The sequence below is a fragment of the Burkholderia sp. Leaf177 genome (genome assembly GCF_001424345.1).
Classification (GTDB): Bacteria; Pseudomonadota; Gammaproteobacteria; order Burkholderiales; family Burkholderiaceae; genus Caballeronia.
The window spans coordinates 60630-75326 of the sequence record NZ_LMPF01000001.1 but is presented as its reverse complement, the minus strand read 5'-3'; the positions used below and the strand labels follow the sequence as shown (position 1 = coordinate 75326).

Annotated in this window: 15 protein-coding genes; 7 read left to right on the top strand and 8 right to left on the bottom strand. The window is 61.6% G+C overall.

What is annotated here, in order from left to right; all coding sequences use genetic code 11:
• Nucleotides 1–19: 19 nt before the first annotated feature.
• Both ASG35_RS00355 and ASG35_RS00350 read right to left on the bottom strand, forming a co-directional pair.
• Nucleotides 20–343: an AzlD domain-containing protein gene (locus tag ASG35_RS00355; RefSeq protein ID WP_056351463.1), complete on the bottom strand. Its 324-nt coding sequence runs from the start codon at nucleotides 341–343 to the stop codon at nucleotides 20–22.
• On the bottom strand, nucleotides 340–1110 hold the full coding sequence (locus tag ASG35_RS00350; RefSeq protein ID WP_056351461.1) for an AzlC family ABC transporter permease: 771 nt from the start codon (nucleotides 1108–1110) through the stop codon (nucleotides 340–342). The genes ASG35_RS00355 and ASG35_RS00350 overlap by 4 nt, the downstream gene beginning before the upstream one ends.
• Nucleotides 1111–1399: 289 nt before the next feature.
• Between ASG35_RS00350 and ASG35_RS00345 the strand changes: the two genes are divergently transcribed.
• The 6 genes from ASG35_RS00345 (at nucleotide 1400) to ASG35_RS00320 (ending at nucleotide 6274) form a co-directional block, all read left to right on the top strand.
• Nucleotides 1400–2323 (top strand): branched-chain amino acid transaminase, encoded by a 924-nt coding sequence (locus ASG35_RS00345; protein WP_056352800.1) that lies wholly within the window; start codon nucleotides 1400–1402, stop codon nucleotides 2321–2323.
• A gap of 80 nt (nucleotides 2324–2403) precedes the next feature.
• Nucleotides 2404–2598: a zinc-finger domain-containing protein gene (locus tag ASG35_RS00340; RefSeq protein ID WP_056351458.1), complete on the top strand. Its 195-nt coding sequence runs from the start codon at nucleotides 2404–2406 to the stop codon at nucleotides 2596–2598.
• A gap of 198 nt (nucleotides 2599–2796) precedes the next feature.
• Nucleotides 2797–3846 (top strand): lipopolysaccharide heptosyltransferase II, encoded by a 1050-nt coding sequence (gene waaF / locus ASG35_RS00335; protein ID WP_056351456.1) that lies wholly within the window; start codon nucleotides 2797–2799, stop codon nucleotides 3844–3846.
• Nucleotides 3847–4058: 212 nt separating this feature from the next.
• Nucleotides 4059–4505 carry a nuclear transport factor 2 family protein gene (locus tag ASG35_RS00330; protein ID WP_056351453.1) on the top strand — a complete coding sequence of 149 codons (447 nt, stop codon included), beginning with the start codon at nucleotides 4059–4061 and terminating at the stop codon, nucleotides 4503–4505.
• 94 nt (nucleotides 4506–4599) lie between these two features.
• Entirely contained in the window at nucleotides 4600–5718 is a 1119-nt protein-coding gene (locus ASG35_RS00325; protein ID WP_082508169.1) for a hydrolase, read from the top strand.
• Complete coding sequence (locus ASG35_RS00320; RefSeq protein ID WP_056351450.1) at nucleotides 5711–6274, top strand: DUF2946 family protein; 564 nt, start codon at nucleotides 5711–5713, stop codon at nucleotides 6272–6274. The genes ASG35_RS00325 and ASG35_RS00320 overlap by 8 nt, the downstream gene beginning before the upstream one ends.
• On the opposite strand, the gene ASG35_RS00315 is transcribed toward ASG35_RS00320, so the two are convergent.
• Nucleotides 6271–8142: a M48 family metalloprotease gene (locus ASG35_RS00315; protein ID WP_056352797.1), complete on the bottom strand. Its 1872-nt coding sequence runs from the start codon at nucleotides 8140–8142 to the stop codon at nucleotides 6271–6273. The genes ASG35_RS00320 and ASG35_RS00315 overlap by 4 nt on opposite strands.
• Before the next feature lie 142 nt (nucleotides 8143–8284).
• Here ASG35_RS00315 and moaC point away from each other — a divergent pair, with 142 nt between their 5' ends.
• Nucleotides 8285–8764: a cyclic pyranopterin monophosphate synthase MoaC gene (gene moaC / locus ASG35_RS00310; RefSeq protein WP_056351447.1), complete on the top strand. Its 480-nt coding sequence runs from the start codon at nucleotides 8285–8287 to the stop codon at nucleotides 8762–8764.
• An 83-nt stretch (nucleotides 8765–8847) separates the two neighbouring features.
• On the opposite strand, the gene ASG35_RS00305 is transcribed toward moaC, so the two are convergent.
• The 5 genes from ASG35_RS00305 to sucC all read right to left on the bottom strand — a co-directional run bounded on the left by ASG35_RS00305 (nucleotide 8848) and on the right by sucC (nucleotide 14663).
• On the bottom strand, nucleotides 8848–10671 hold the full coding sequence (locus tag ASG35_RS00305; RefSeq protein ID WP_056351444.1) for a PglL family O-oligosaccharyltransferase: 1824 nt from the start codon (nucleotides 10669–10671) through the stop codon (nucleotides 8848–8850).
• 229 nt (nucleotides 10672–10900) lie between these two features.
• Complete coding sequence (locus ASG35_RS00300) at nucleotides 10901–11503, bottom strand: pilin (RefSeq protein WP_082508168.1); 603 nt, start codon at nucleotides 11501–11503, stop codon at nucleotides 10901–10903.
• Between the two features lie 116 nt (nucleotides 11504–11619).
• Nucleotides 11620–12330: a TerC family protein gene (locus ASG35_RS00295; RefSeq protein WP_056351443.1), complete on the bottom strand. Its 711-nt coding sequence runs from the start codon at nucleotides 12328–12330 to the stop codon at nucleotides 11620–11622.
• Nucleotides 12331–12473: 143 nt separating this feature from the next.
• Nucleotides 12474–13355, bottom strand: a complete 882-nt coding sequence (gene sucD, locus ASG35_RS00290; RefSeq protein ID WP_031359567.1) for a succinate--CoA ligase subunit alpha — start codon at nucleotides 13353–13355, stop codon at nucleotides 12474–12476.
• Nucleotides 13356–13481: 126 nt separating this feature from the next.
• The gene (sucC, locus tag ASG35_RS00285) at nucleotides 13482–14663 is read right to left on the bottom strand and encodes an ADP-forming succinate--CoA ligase subunit beta (protein WP_327019634.1); all 1182 of its coding nucleotides are present in this window, start codon (nucleotides 14661–14663) and stop codon (nucleotides 13482–13484) included.
• Nucleotides 14664–14697 lie beyond the last annotated feature (34 nt).

The window sequence follows — 14697 nt, the reverse complement described above, 5'->3', positions numbered from 1 at the left end:
GCTGCGTTGCACCACGATTTCACGCGATTAAACGCAACAGAGTGAACACAGTCATGCCGACGACGATCGTCCCGAGCATGCTCCGCCGCCACAAAAACCACGCGAGGCCGCAAAGCGATGCATAGAGCGCGTGATTCGAAAACGCGATGGAAAGTCCATTCTGCGTCGAGAGTAAATCCGGCACGACGACCGCGACCAGAGCCGCAGCCGGCGCGTAGCGCAATGCGCGCTGCACGCGGTCGGGCAGGATCATGCGTTCGCCGCCAATCAGGAACAGCGCGCGCGTGAGGCCCGTGATCAGAGCCATGCCCGCAATGGCGAGCCAGACCTGGGCGGTGGTCATCGGACGCTCCGGGGATTTTCCGGACTCGCCGCGGATGCCGCTTTCGACTTGGCGCGTGCGCCCCTCTTCTCGGCTATCAGATCCGCGAAGGTCCCGGCCAGCAAGGCCGAAATAACCGCCAGCGGCAACGACAGCCGATACGGCAAATCCAGCGTGATCAACGCAATCACGCTTGCAACGCCGACGGCCGCGAGCGTCGAGCGCGTGGCGATTGCGGACACGATCAACGGAATCAGCGCGAGCGTGCCGGCGAGTTCGAGGCCCCAGTTATCGGGGAAAAGGCTTGCAAGCAGAATCCCCACAATCGATGAAACCTGCCACGACGACCAGCTCGTCGCCGCCATTCCCCAGAAAAACGCTTCCTTGCCCGGCTGATAGCCGACCGGAAAATTGCGTTTGGAGAACATCAAATAGATGATGTCGCCGTTGAAATAGCCGAGCACCAGACGGCGGCGCAACGGCAAATAAGCAAAGTGCGGCGCAAGCCCCGCGCTGAAAATGACGAAGCGCAGGTTGACCATGGCGGCGGTCAGCAAAATGGTCCAGAGCGGCAGCTTGGCGGCGAAAAGCGGCAGCACGGCAAGCTGCGACGAACCCGCATACGCCGCGAGCGACATGCCGAGCGCCTGCGGCACGGTCAGCACTGATTTCGCCATCGCGATACCCGTGACGAGACCCCACGAGAACGTGGCCGGAACGGCTGGAGAGAGCGTTTTGACGCCATCGATGAATGCGCGTCGATTGGTATCGGACAGCCGATCGAACATGGAAATGAGTGCGGGTCGGTGCGGTCGCGCAGCGACCTGGAGGATAGGCCGGGTGCGATTTGCGCGCGCGCTGGGCGCATCGCGTGGCGGCGAAAGGCGAATTATAGCGTCGTGAAAGGCGTCAAATGGCCGACAGCGCCCATTTTTTAATCGAAAAGACGCTAAAATGACGGTCTTTGGCTGCCCGGCCGCGTGCCGGTTTTGCATCGAAAACCGGGTTCCCGTGCATTGGTGGAACTGCGCCGGCGGCCCATTCAAACACGAGCACAACCTTCGCCAGGAGAAACGTATGTCAATGGCCGACCGCGACGGCAAGATCTGGATGGATGGCAAGCTGATCGACTGGCGCGACGCCAACATCCACGTGCTGACCCACACGCTGCACTACGGCATGGGCGTTTTTGAAGGCGTGCGCGCCTACAAGACCGGCAACGGCACGTCGATCTTCCGCCTGAAAGATCACACCAAGCGCCTGCTCAATTCCGCCAAGATCTTCCAGATGGAAGTCCCGTTCGACCACGCCACGCTCGAAGCGGCGCAGCTCGAAGTGGTCGGCGTGAACAAGCTTGAATCCTGCTATATCCGCCCGATCATCTGGGTGGGATCGGAGAAGCTGGGGGTATCGGCGAAGGGCAATACCATTCACGTGGCGATCGCCGCGTGGCCGTGGGGCGCTTATCTCGGCGACGACGGCATTGCGAAGGGCATCCGCGTGAAGACGTCGTCGTTCACGCGCCACCACGTGAATGTGTCCATGGTCCGCGCCAAGGCGTCCGGCTGGTACGTGAACTCGATCCTGGCCAATCAGGAAGCCATCACCGACGGTTACGACGAAGCGCTGCTGCTCGACGTGGACGGCTACGTGTCGGAAGGCTCCGGCGAAAACTTCTTCCTGGTGAACAACGGCAAGCTGTACACGCCGGATCTGGCGTCGTGTCTCGACGGCATCACGCGAGACACGGTCATCACGCTCGCGCGCGACTTCGGCATTCCGGTGATCGAAAAGCGCATTACCCGCGACGAGGTCTACACCTGCGACGAAGCGTTTTTCACCGGCACGGCCGCTGAAGTCACGCCGATCCGCGAGCTCGACAATCGCACTATTGGCGAAGGCAAGCGCGGTCCGATCACGGAAAAGCTGCAAAGCGCTTTCTTCGATATCGTGAGCGGCAAGAACGAGAAGTACGCGGACTGGCTGTCGGCGGTCAAATAAATACCGTGGCGGACCGGCGAAAAAGCCGGTCCGCCGCGTCCCCGAATAGAACGTAGAAACGAACCCGAACGAGATTCCTCATGAGCGAACTGAAGGAAATGCCGCTGGTGCAGTTGTCGGCCAAAGACGTGCCGGCGTTCTGCCCGAATCCGAACATGCCGCGCTGGAGCACGCATCCGCGCGTGTTTCTCGACATCACACACGGCGAAGCGCGCTGCCCGTACTGCGGCACGCGCTACAAGCTGAAAGACGGCGAAACGATCAAGGGTCATTGAGCGCGTTGCTCGCCCAGGCCGGATAAACGGCACGGGCGACCCGAATCGTGGTCATGCGCAGCGTGACGCACCCGCTCGCGCTTTCCTCTCCGACGTCCGGCGCGTTGCGCGTTCGGCGCCCATCACCCCATTTACATCGACGAGTTCCGCCCAAAAACGGCGTGTGCTGCGTCATTTTCGAGATTGGAAGCTAAATAGATGCGTCGCGCGTTGGTTATCGCCCCGAACTGGATTGGTGACGCATTGATGGCGCAGCCGCTGTTTTCGCTGCTCAAGAAATTGCATCCGCGTATTGTCATCGATGCCGTCGCGCCCGCGTGGGTCGCGCCGGTGCTGGAGCGCATGCCCGAGATCCACGATGTCTACGCCACCGATCTCGCGCACGGCAAGCTGCAAATGCTGCGCCGATGGCAACTCGCCAGCGACCTGCGCGACGTGGGCTACGACGCCGCGTACGTGCTGCCGAATTCATTCAAATCGGCGCTGATCCCGTTCATGGCCGGCATCAATTTGCGCATCGGCTATAAAGGCGAAAGCCGCTACGGCCTGCTCAACGTGCGGCACGCGAATCCGCCGAAAGACGAGCGTCCGCCCATGGTCAACCAGTACGCCGCACTCGCCTACGCGCCGGGCGCGCGGCTGCCGTGGCTGCAGGAAAACGCCACGGTTCCCGTGCCGGTGCCGCGTCTGGATCTCGATCTGAACGAAGCGGCGCGCGTCTCCACGCGTTTTAACCTCGATACCCGCGCGCCGCTCGTCGTGTTTTGCCCCGGCGCCGAGTTCGGGCCGGCGAAACGCTGGCCGCCGGAGCATTTTGCGTCGCTGGCGCAATTTATCGCGCAGTCGTTTCCGTATGCGCGGATTGTCGCGCTCGGCTCGCCGAAAGACGCGCCGCTCGCGCAGGCAATCGCGGACCGCGCGTCGAACGTGCGCAATCTGTGCGGTCAGACATCGCTTGGCGAAGCGTGCGCGCTGATCTCACGTGCAAGCGCCGTGGTCACCAACGATTCCGGCCTGATGCACGTCGCCGCCGCGCTGCGTCGCCCGCTGGTCGCGGTGTTCGGCTCGACCGACCCGCGCCACACGCCGCCCCTCTCCGATCTCGCAAAGGTACAATGGCTGCACCTCGAATGCAGTCCGTGCTTTGCCCGCGAGTGTCCGCTGGGTCATCTGAACTGCCTGCGCGAACTCGGCGCGGATCAGGTTTTCGGCGATCTGCGTGGCATGTTGATGCTGCAACGGAGTTGACGCAACGGAGTTGACGCAACGTAGTTGCCAACGCTTTTAACGCGACATGAAGCGGCTTAAAGCCCAATTCACATAACTTCGTCAGAGTCGCTGCTTGCGACATGCCAATGCCACCTGCGCGGGGGCATGCTTTTGAAACTTGACCGAACCGTGGCGTTTTTTGTCCGTAAAACATTGGACGCCGTGCATCGAACGTTAGAGACCCACAAGCCATGCCACGTTTTGCCCGCCTCTTCGAAGCCGCCGCCGATACCCTCAACGCCTATTACCAGGCCGTCGCGGAGGGCAATATCGACAGCGTGATGGCGCTCTGGATCGACGAGGAATTCGCCACCTTCATTTGTGCGGACGGCTCGCACCTGAGCGGTCTGGACAGCATACGCGCAGGTCTCGCCACCCAACTCGAAAATCAGCCGATCACAGTCGAGCCACTCGATATCCGTGTCTACGACAGTCTCGGCACCGTTGTTTACGCCATCGCCGAAGCGCATCAGTCGGCCGAGCCCGGCAGCACGCCGATCATGGTTTTCAGCACCTATGTGATGGTCCACGAACGTGGCGAATGGCGCATAGCGCATATCCACGCGAGTGCGATGCCAGACGAAGCCGCCGGTCAGGTTGCTGCCAAAATGCGTCATGGGCAGGGTCCGCTGCATTGAAACGGACTCGCGGGCGCGGTGTGCTCGTATTCGTGGTTTGGGGATTGCCCAAAGTATCAATGGACTCGCCTGCACTTTGCTCCGATAGCGCGCCATGAAACGCGATTCATCTCACCTCGTTCCTCCCGGCCCGGCGCGCGCGACGGCGCCGGAGAATGACGCGCTCTCTTCCACCCTCGACGTAATCGTCGATCCATTAGTCGATCTGCTGTACCAGGCGCCGAAATGGCTGCCGACCGCTCACGCCCAGACTATCGTGCCTGCGTTGTTCGCTCGTCGGCCAATGGTCGAATACAAGAGGGAACGCTGGAACACGCCGGATGGCGATTTCATCGATCTCGACTGGCTCGACAACGCCGCCAATGACACGCAATCACTGGCCAAAGCTCCGCTCTTCGTCCTTTTCCACGGCCTCGAAGGCAGTTCAGATTCTCACTACGCGCGCGTGCTGATGGCCGAAGCGAAAGCGCGCGGCTGGCATGGCGTGGTGCCGCATTTCCGCAGTTGCAGCGGTTCCATGAACCTCCTGCCGCGCTTTTACCATCTCGCCGATAGCGCCGAAATCGACTGGGTTCTGCGTCGACTGAAGGCGCAGCACGACGGGCCGGTGGTCGCGGCGGGTGTGTCGCTGGGAGGCAACGTGTTGTTGCGATGGCTTTGCGAACAGGAACAGGACGCGACCGCGATTCTCGACGCCGCCGCCGCAATCTCCGCGCCGCTCGATGTCCACGCCGGCGGCCACGCGATATCGCAGGGATTCGGCATGGTTTACACGCGCAGTTTCCTGAAGACGCTCAAGCGCAAGGCGCTCGCAAAGCTCGACCAGTACCCGGGACTTTTCGATCGCGACGCCATGCTTGCCGCCCGCACCATGCACGCGTTCGATAACGCCGTGACCGCGCCCGTGCACGGTTTCCGCGATACCGACGACTACTGGACCTGCGCCACCACGCGGCCGTTCTTGCCGCGCATCGCCGCGCCCACGCTCGTGCTGAACGCCCGCAATGATCCGTTCTTGCCCGGGCGCGTGCTGCCATCGGCTGCGGAAGTATCGGCCGCTGTCACGCTCGATCAACCCATGCACGGCGGCCACGTCGGCTTCATGACCGGGCCGTTTCCGGGTCGGATCGACTGGTTGTCGCAGCGGGTTTTCGGTTATTTACAGATGCACGTGCAGCACGCCGCACACACTACGGATTCCACCCATGGATGAGATCGTCAAGCAGGCGCTGGCCAAATGGCCGAACGTTCCGCATTGCACCGGCTGGCTGCTGCTCGATCGGCGCGGCCAGTGGCGCATGCGCGACGACGCCACGCAAGCCGCTGATTTGCCCGGCGACATCATTCGCCACGATGCGCTTCTGAGTTTCATCAACCGTAACTACGCCGCCGATGAAACCGGCCAGTGGTTCTTCCAGAACGGACCGCAGCGCGTGTATGTGGAATTGGGATACACGCCGTGGATCGTGCGATTGGCTGAAACCGATGGCGCACTCAAGCTGACCGATCACGCCGGCGGTGCGTTCGAGCCGTCCGAAGCATGGCTCGATGACCAGGGCAACGTGCTGTTTTCGGACGCTGTGCGAATCGCCGCGTTGCACGATCACGACCTCGACCTGTTTTCATCGAATGCGGAACTGGACGATGATGGCGGCGTTTTTCACTTTGCTGCCGGCGTGAATTTGACGTTGCAGCGGATCTCGCGCGACGACGTCGCCGGACGCTTTGGCTTCGTCGCAAGCCCCGCTGCCAAGGCGCGCGCGGGCTAACTATCGTCCTTCTCCATCTCGCGCTCTTCCTTGTAGCGCGTCTCGAAGTCGCGCAAGCGCGCGGATATCGTCGATAAATCATAAAAACCCGCGTTTTTCAGATCGCGCGCGGCCTGCAATTGCCGGATCGCCGATGGCCACGCGCCATCCAGCGCCAGCTTTTCCGCCATTGCACGATGCTGCGCCATCGCGTCGTTCGCGCCCGCGCTCGCTTGCGCCAGGTAGCGCCACCAGTCCGGCTGATTGGGATCGTCGCGCGTTTCGCGGCGGGCCAGCGCCTGCGCTTCCGTAAAACGCCGCGCCGACAACAACGCCTGCAAATGCGTTTCGATAGCCGCGTGCGATGCCGGCCAGCGCGCCTGGGCGGTATCGGCAAGATGGATGGCTACGTTGTCGTGACCCGCGAGACGCGCGATGTCCGCGGCGAGGACATCGAGGCTCGGCGAGCTGCGATCCTGCGGACGCTTCGCGGCGATGGTGCCGAGATTCACCACGGCTTTCGGCGATTGCGCGGCATTCAGCGATGCCAGCGCGGCGCTCGCGGGAGAAGCCACATCGATTGACAGGCTTGGCGCGACCGGTTTGTTCGCAGTCACCGGCGCCTTCGGCTCCGAAGAAACCGGACGGTCGTCTTGCGGCGACTCGGCATCGAACACATTGCGCGCCTCGGCCAGCGATTTATTCGCGGCATCGTAGTTGCGCTGGAGCGTCTCTGCGAGCGCGATTCCATACCAGTTCGCGGCCACGTTCAGCGCCGTCTGATCCTCGATTTCCGCGCGCAGCCGGCTGGCGACATCGCGATATTCGCTCGTCGAATTCATCTGCAACACGCGAGCGCGCGCCCGCACGAAACCGTATTCCGGATCCTGCCGCGGCTGCCGATACGGCACGCGGCGCGCACGATCCTCCATGTCGGCCATGCGCTCGCCCGTCAGCGGATGCGTGCGCAGATACGGCGGCACGCCGTTATCGCCCATCGCGGTGCGGTCGAGCCGCGCGAAAAACGAGACCATCGCGTACGGATCGTAGCCGGCCGCGCTCAGCATCTGAAAGCCGACGCGATCCGCCTCGTGTTCCGCCGAGCGCGAAAAGCGCAACTGGTTGTCGAGCGCGAACGCCTGCCCGCCCATCGCGATGCCCATGCCCAGATCGCCGCTGCGCGCAACCACGCCGGCGAGTACGCCAAAGAGCATGGCGGCGAGCGCCGCGTAGCCGCTGCGTTCGCTCGAACCCATCATCCGCGCGATGTGCCGTTGCAGCACGTGCCCCATCTCGTGCCCGACCACCGATGCCAGTTCCGACTCCGTCTGGCTCGTCGCGATCAATCCCGTGTTCACGCCGATAAAACCGCCCGGCATGGAGAACGCATTGATCTGCGGGTCGCGCACGGGAAAAAGCTCGAAGTCCGGTAGATATCCGCCGATGTACTGCGTCGCCGCAGCCGCCGACAAACGCGCCGCGATGGAATTGAGGTAATCGCGGATGAGCCAGTCATCGAGGTAATCCGGGTCGCGGCGCAGGTCGCGCATCAGGCGCTCGCCGAGACGGCGCTCGGCTTGCGGGGTGAGCGCGCCGCCGGAACCATCGCCGAGATCGGGAAGTTGCAGCGTGTTCATCGACGCCTGAAGGCCCGCTTTTTCCCCCGGACGATTAGCGAAGCGCGCAGCCGCGCCGCCGTAAAGGCCGAATACGTTGGCATCGATGGTCGCGGTTGGCGTGGTCAGCGAGTCGTTGGACGGTGGTGATTTTTGCGTTGGGGTTTGCGTTGCCGTTTGTACTGCTGCTTGCGTCGCCGATTGTGCGAACGCGCCTTGAGGAAGACTCACGGTCAGGCACAACATGGCGGCGATCAGGCGGTTTGGACGCATGGCAAACTTTGCTGCACGGTTGGCCGGGGCGGCGATCACGATTTGCTGGAAAGGCTTATCGTAGCAGCGTGAGCGCGCGTGGACCACCCGTTGGGCCGTCCTGCGCCGCTGGTATCATGAGCGCCCGCTGCAAGGAGAATTCATGTCCGGACTTACACATTTCGATGCTTCTGGCGAAGCCCACATGGTCGATGTCGGCGACAAAAGCGAAACGCGGCGGATCGCCGTTGCACGCGGTTCCATCGCGATGCTGCCCGCCACTCTAGCGCTGATCCGCGATGGCAAAGCCAAGAAGGGCGACGTGCTGGGCGTCGCGCGGATCGCGGCAATTCAGGGCGCGAAGCGCACGTCGGATCTGATCCCGCTATGCCATCCGCTGGCGCTGACGCGCGTGGCGGTGGATTTTTCCATCGATGAGAAATTGCCCGGCGTGCATTGCGAAGTGCGCGTGGAGACGGTGGGAAGGACTGGCGTGGAGATGGAAGCGTTGACTGCGGTGCAGGTCGGGCTGTTGACGGTTTATGACATGTGCAAAGCGGTGGATCGGGGAATGACGATCAATGACGTTCGCGTGATGGAAAAGCACGGGGGGAAATCGGGGGATTGGGTGGCGAAGGATTAACACGCTCATACGACACGTCGAAAATGACGAAGGCTGTTCCAGCTTGCGCTGGAACGGCCTTCGTTTTCTACGCGTGAGGGAATTCAATCATCCCCATCATCGTCGCTGTCATCCGCATCCGCTGGCGCCGCCGGCTGACCATACAGCTTCACCAGCTCCGCCTTAAATGCTGCAAGCGGCTTGCCCTGCTCATCGACTGATTTGAACACTGCCGCAAGTTGCGCTGGCCAGTCGTGCAGCTCAGTTGCGAAGATCTTCAGCCGCGCCATGGTATCGAGCGCGTCTTGATTCTGGCCGGCGAGCGCCTGCAGCACCGCGTATCGGCGCAACACGGTTTCGCCCGGCAACAACGCGATGGCCTGACGGTGCATATCGAGCTTGCTGGCAAGGTCCTGGCCGTTCATGGGCAACAACGTCGCCGCGCCATATTCGCCCCAAGCGCGAAACAGGAACGACGGATCCGCCGCGTATTGTTCAGCCGGGCGCGCGCCGTAATACAGCACTTCGGCGCGGTTGTAATCGCGCAGAACCGGATAAAGGGAAAGCAGCCCGAGCACCACCAGCACCGCGTAAAGCCCGTAAGAAAACGAGCGCGATACCAACCGCAACGACCGCGTTTCCAGCAAGCCGAAAATCAGCATCGCGGGCATCAGATAAAACATGTACTGCTGCGGATACTCGACAATCGCGTGCATCGTCAAAACGCCGAGCAGCGCGAGCGCAAAAATCCGCGCCGGCGTATGCGGCGCGCGCAGCACGCGCACCAGCCAGCCAATCACGCCGAACAACACGATAGCCAAACCAAGCAGGCCGGTTTTCGCAAGCAAATCGATGAAAATATCGTGTGAGTTATTCGCAATCTCCACGCCGCCAAGCTCGCGCACAAACTCGAACTGATGCAGCGGGAATTCGCCCCAGCCCACGCCCAATAGCGGATGCGTCAGGAACATGGTCCAGCCGTATTTCCACAGTGCAAGGCGCGGCGCGATCTGGTTCGCGTCCTGCATGCGCTCCGCTGCTGACTGCCCGAGCTCGAGCTGATATCGCACGTTCGCCCATCGAATCGCGGCGTTCACCGCAAAAAACAGCACGAGCAGCACGACCGGAATCAACCACGCGCGCACCTTGCTTCGAGCAGCGCCGCTCGCGAGCGCATCGGGGTCATCGGCGGCGGTCGAGCGGCCCTGGATCAACGCCATCCACAAGCCGGCGACCACGATCACGCCCATCTGCAACCACGGTCCACGCGATACGGTCAACGCCAGGCCCGCAGAAAATATCGCGGAAAGCACAAACCACGCGATCACCGGCAGACGTCGCGTCTGCACCAGATACAACGCGCCAGCCGTCGCGAATGCGATGTACGTAGCAAGGTGATTCGCCTGCGCCATATTGCCGAACGGCCGGCGCTCGACGCTCACGTTGTACGCCACTACGAACGGCGAAAACTTCGATTCCACGTGAAAGAGCTGCGCGACCTGGCAGAACACGGCAAAGAGACCGCCCACGATCAACGCCGCCGCGCCCCAGCGCAACGCTCTCTCGGCCATTCCGGCGCGCACGAACCCATACCCTGTATGCACGGCAATAAACGATGCCAGCAAATATCCGCCGCCCAGCCAGTTCATCGATGGTTGCGCGACTGGCAGCACAACCGTCTGCACTACGAGCAACAACCCGAGCACGAGCGGCATCAACGCAATGAGCGGTGTCGCGAACGCCACACGAGGCTCCGACAAACGCACGACCAGCGCCATGGCAGCACCAAGCGCCAAGAACAGTCCGAGCGCGCTGTACTCGGCGTAGAACGTTGGAATGGGATACGTGTGGTTGACGACCGCGTACGGAATCGTCAGCGCCAGACAGAGGACGGCAAGAGTAAGGTAGCGCGCGATGTTTGAAGGCATGAGGGGTCGGGAACGTCGGCAACCGGCGCACTATACAAAAAATTACTCATGCTGTGCGGCACCATGCATGAAATGCGCCGAAATCGCCGTGAATCGTTAGAAATTCGTGGCGCTTTCGGCAAAACAAAAAAAGCCAACCGCAATTCGCGTGCTCGCCCAATGCGTTACTGCAGCGGTTACGTGTGCTTGCGATCGGCCTTTCAAGCGTCGTAGAACCCGTGTCGCCAACTTACGCGCGGCACTCCGGCGGTGCGAGATTCGGCGCCAACGTTGGTGCTTCAGATGGCAGCGGACCGGCGCCCGGCGCCGGCAGCGATGACGCCGATTTGGTCGCCGCGAAACATTCCCACGTAATCGATCCAGCCTGAACCGAACCCTTCGTCAGCACTGTCCGCCCCGTGGGTGCGTCGGCATTGTCAGGAGACGATGGCACGAGCACGATGGTGTTCTCGCCCGCGGGCGCCACGCGCGTGGAATACGCGATGGTGATCTGGCCGTTGTCGTCATCGACGTGAATGGACTCCACATTGCGCGTTCCCGGCGGCGATGCGTATCCGCCACCTAGATCCGAACCGCTCGCGGCGTTTTCGGCCACGGCCAAACGCGCCGATGACGCCAGCGACAATCCCTCTCCCACCCTGCTACGCGCCAGATAGTCCTGATAAGCCGGGATCGCGTACGCAGCAACCACGCCCACGATTGCCAGCACGATCATCAACTCGATCAGCGTAAAACCCAGCCTCGACCGCTTTTTCCTTTGCCGTGCCAACGCTCGCCGGAACCACGATTTGCCTTCCCTGATGCTTTTGAACCCGCACACCGCTACTGTCATCGCTCAACTCCCAAAAAGACGAAGCGCCTGGTTGCGTGATGCAACTCAGACGCTTCGATCTTATTGAGCCCGGCAATGCCCCGGCAGTCAGCCAAATGGCTAACGCTTGCCGCCAATCAGTGCGCCGCCTTCGACTCCGCGGCTTGCACACGCTTGCGGAAGAACCAGCCAATGGCAAGCACGAACACAGCGCCCGCGACATGCGCGGCAAATTCGGCGCTCGGTACGTTCAACGCCGGCCATCGGTCGATGAACGGATCACCGATGATCAAACCGCCCGCGATCCACCCGAGCAATCCGGCGCCAAGCGCGATGACGATCGGGAATTTATCGATCAACTTGAGCACCAGCGTGCTGCCCCACACGATCAACGGAATGCTCACGAGCAAGCCGAAGATCACCAGCGTCAACCGATGCTGCGGATCGGCGGCTTCCGCCGCGCCCGCGACCGCGATCACGTTGTCAAGGCTCATGACGGCATCGGCGACAATAATGGTCTTGATCGCGGTCCAAAGCTGATCCGCGGGTTTCACGTTCGGGTCGCTGTGATCGGGCATCATCAATTTCACGCCGATCCACAACAGCAACAGCCCGCCGACGAACTTGAGGAATGGGATATCGAGCAGCACGACCGCAAAGGCGATCAGCACGACACGCAGGATGATTGCCCCGAGCGTACCGAACAGCACGCCGCGCGTGCGTTGTTGGTCGGGCAGATTGCGCACGGCGAGCGCGATGACGACCGCGTTGTCGCCGCCGAGCAAAATGTCGATGACGATGATCTGTAAAACAGCGCCCCAATGGAGCGTGGCGAAAAATTCGAGCATGGAAAAACCAGTGAACGACGACAGAAAGCACGCCCAATAAAAAAGCGGGGAAGCATCAGCTCCCCCGCTTTTAGTACCGACGCGTTACGCAAGGCTTACATAAGCATATCAAACCGCTGCGTTTTCTGTCGATGAAGCCTTTGTTACAGCATCGCCTTCAACAAACGCGCCATTTCCGACGGGTTCTTCGTGACGGTGATACCGCATGCTTCCATGATTTCCAGCTTGGCATCGGCCGTATCCGCACCGCCCGAAATCAGCGCGCCTGCGTGACCCATGCGCTTGCCGGCCGGAGCCGTGACGCCCGCGATGAAGCCGACCACCGGCTTCTTCATGTTGTCCTTGATCCAGTAAGCCGCGTTCGCTTCGTCCGGGCCACCGATCTCGCCGATCATGATCACGGCGTCCGTGTCGGGATCGTCGTTGAACATCTTCATGACGTCGATGTGCTTCAGACCGTTGATCGGGTCGCCGCCAATACCAACCGCCGACGACTGGCCAAGGCCAATAGCCGTCAACTGGCCCACTGCTTCGTACGTAAGCGTGCCCGAACGCGACACCACGCCAATACGGCCCTTGCGGTGAATATGACCCGGCATGATGCCGATCTTCAGTTCGTCCGGCGTGATCGTGCCCGGGCAGTTCGGTCCGAGCAGCAGCGTCTTGCGATTTTCGCGACGCATACGGTCCTTGATCTCGAGCATGTCGCGCACGGGAATGCCTTCCGTGATGCAGATGGCGAGATCCAGATCGGCTTCGACCGCTTCCCAGATTGCAGCAGCGGCGCCTGCCGGCGGCACGTAGATCACCGAAACGGTTGCACCCGTTTCAGCCTTCGCTTCCGCGACGCTCGCGTAGATTGGGATGCCTTCGAAGTCTTCGCCGGCGCGCTTGGGGTTCACGCCCGCGACGTACGCCTCACGGCCGTTCGCGTACTCGCGGCAAGCGCGGGTGTGGAACTGGCCGGTCTTACCGGTGATGCCCTGGGTAATAACCTTGGTGTCTTTGTTGATCAGAATCGACATGGTGTGACCTCTGTTCGTCGACGTCGCTTTTCACCTGCGCACCTTGTTTCAAGGCGCGGCGAGGCGAAAAAGCGCCGCCTTTCGTGTCTGGTGGAACGCTCGTAATTGCCGGATTGAATCTGGCGCTTACTTGCCCTCGGCTGCCGCGACGACCTTCTGCGCAGCTTCTTCCATGCTGTCGGCCGCGATGATCGGCAAGCCCGAATCCGCCAGCATCTTCTTGCCGAGATCTTCGTTCGTGCCCTTCATGCGCACGACCAGAGGAACCTTCAGCGACACAGCCTTCGACGCCGCGATCACGCCTTCCGCAATCACGTCGCAGCGCATGATGCCGCCGAAAATGTTCACGAGGATCGCCTTCAGGCCCGGGTTCTTCAACATGATCTTGAAGGCTTCCGTGACCTTTTCGGTCGTGGCGCCGCCGCCCACGTCGAGGAAGTTGGCCGGCTCGCCGCCGAACAGCTTGATGGTGTCCATGGTCGCCATTGCCAGACCGGCGCCGTTCACCAGGCAGCCGATGTTGCCATCGAGCGAGATGTAGGCCAGATCGAACTTCGATGCTTCCACTTCAGCCGGATCTTCTTCGTCGATATCGCGATACGCCACGATGTCCGGATGACGGAACAGCGCGTTGGCGTCGAAGTTGAACTTGGCGTCGAGCGCGATAACCTTGCCGTCGCCAGTGACGATCAGCGGGTTGATTTCGGCCAGCGATGCGTCCGTTTCCCAGAATGCCTTGTACAGGCCTTGCAGGATCGCGCGTGCTTGCGGGATGGATGCATCGGGGATGCCGATCTTGCGCGAGAGGTCGTCGGCGTCCTTGTCCTGCAGACCCGTCGACGGCTCGACGGCGAACTTGTGCAGCAGTTCCGGCGTCTTTTCCGCGACTTCTTCAATGTCCATGCCGCCTTCGCTCGATGCCATCACCACGACTTTTTGCGTGATGCGGTCGAGCACGAGGCCCACGTACAGTTCCTTCTTGATGTCCGCGCCTTCTTCGATCAACAGGCGGTTCACCTTCTGGCCTTCAGGGCCGGTCTGGTGCGTGACGAGTTGCATGCCGAGGATCTGGTTCGAATATTCGCGAACCTGGTCCAGCGTCTTTGCAACCTTCACGCCGCCGCCCTTACCGCGACCGCCAGCGTGAATCTGAGCCTTGACGACCCATACCGGGCCGCCCAGCTCTTCAGCGGCCTTGACCGCATCGTCCACCGAGAACACGGGCTTGCCGCGCGGGACCGCGACGCCGAACTTCCGCAGGATTTCCTTTCCCTGGTACTCGTGAATCTTCATGCGTGATTCCTTCAGTCTGAGAGTTGGATTGAACTTCGAATGGTTGGAT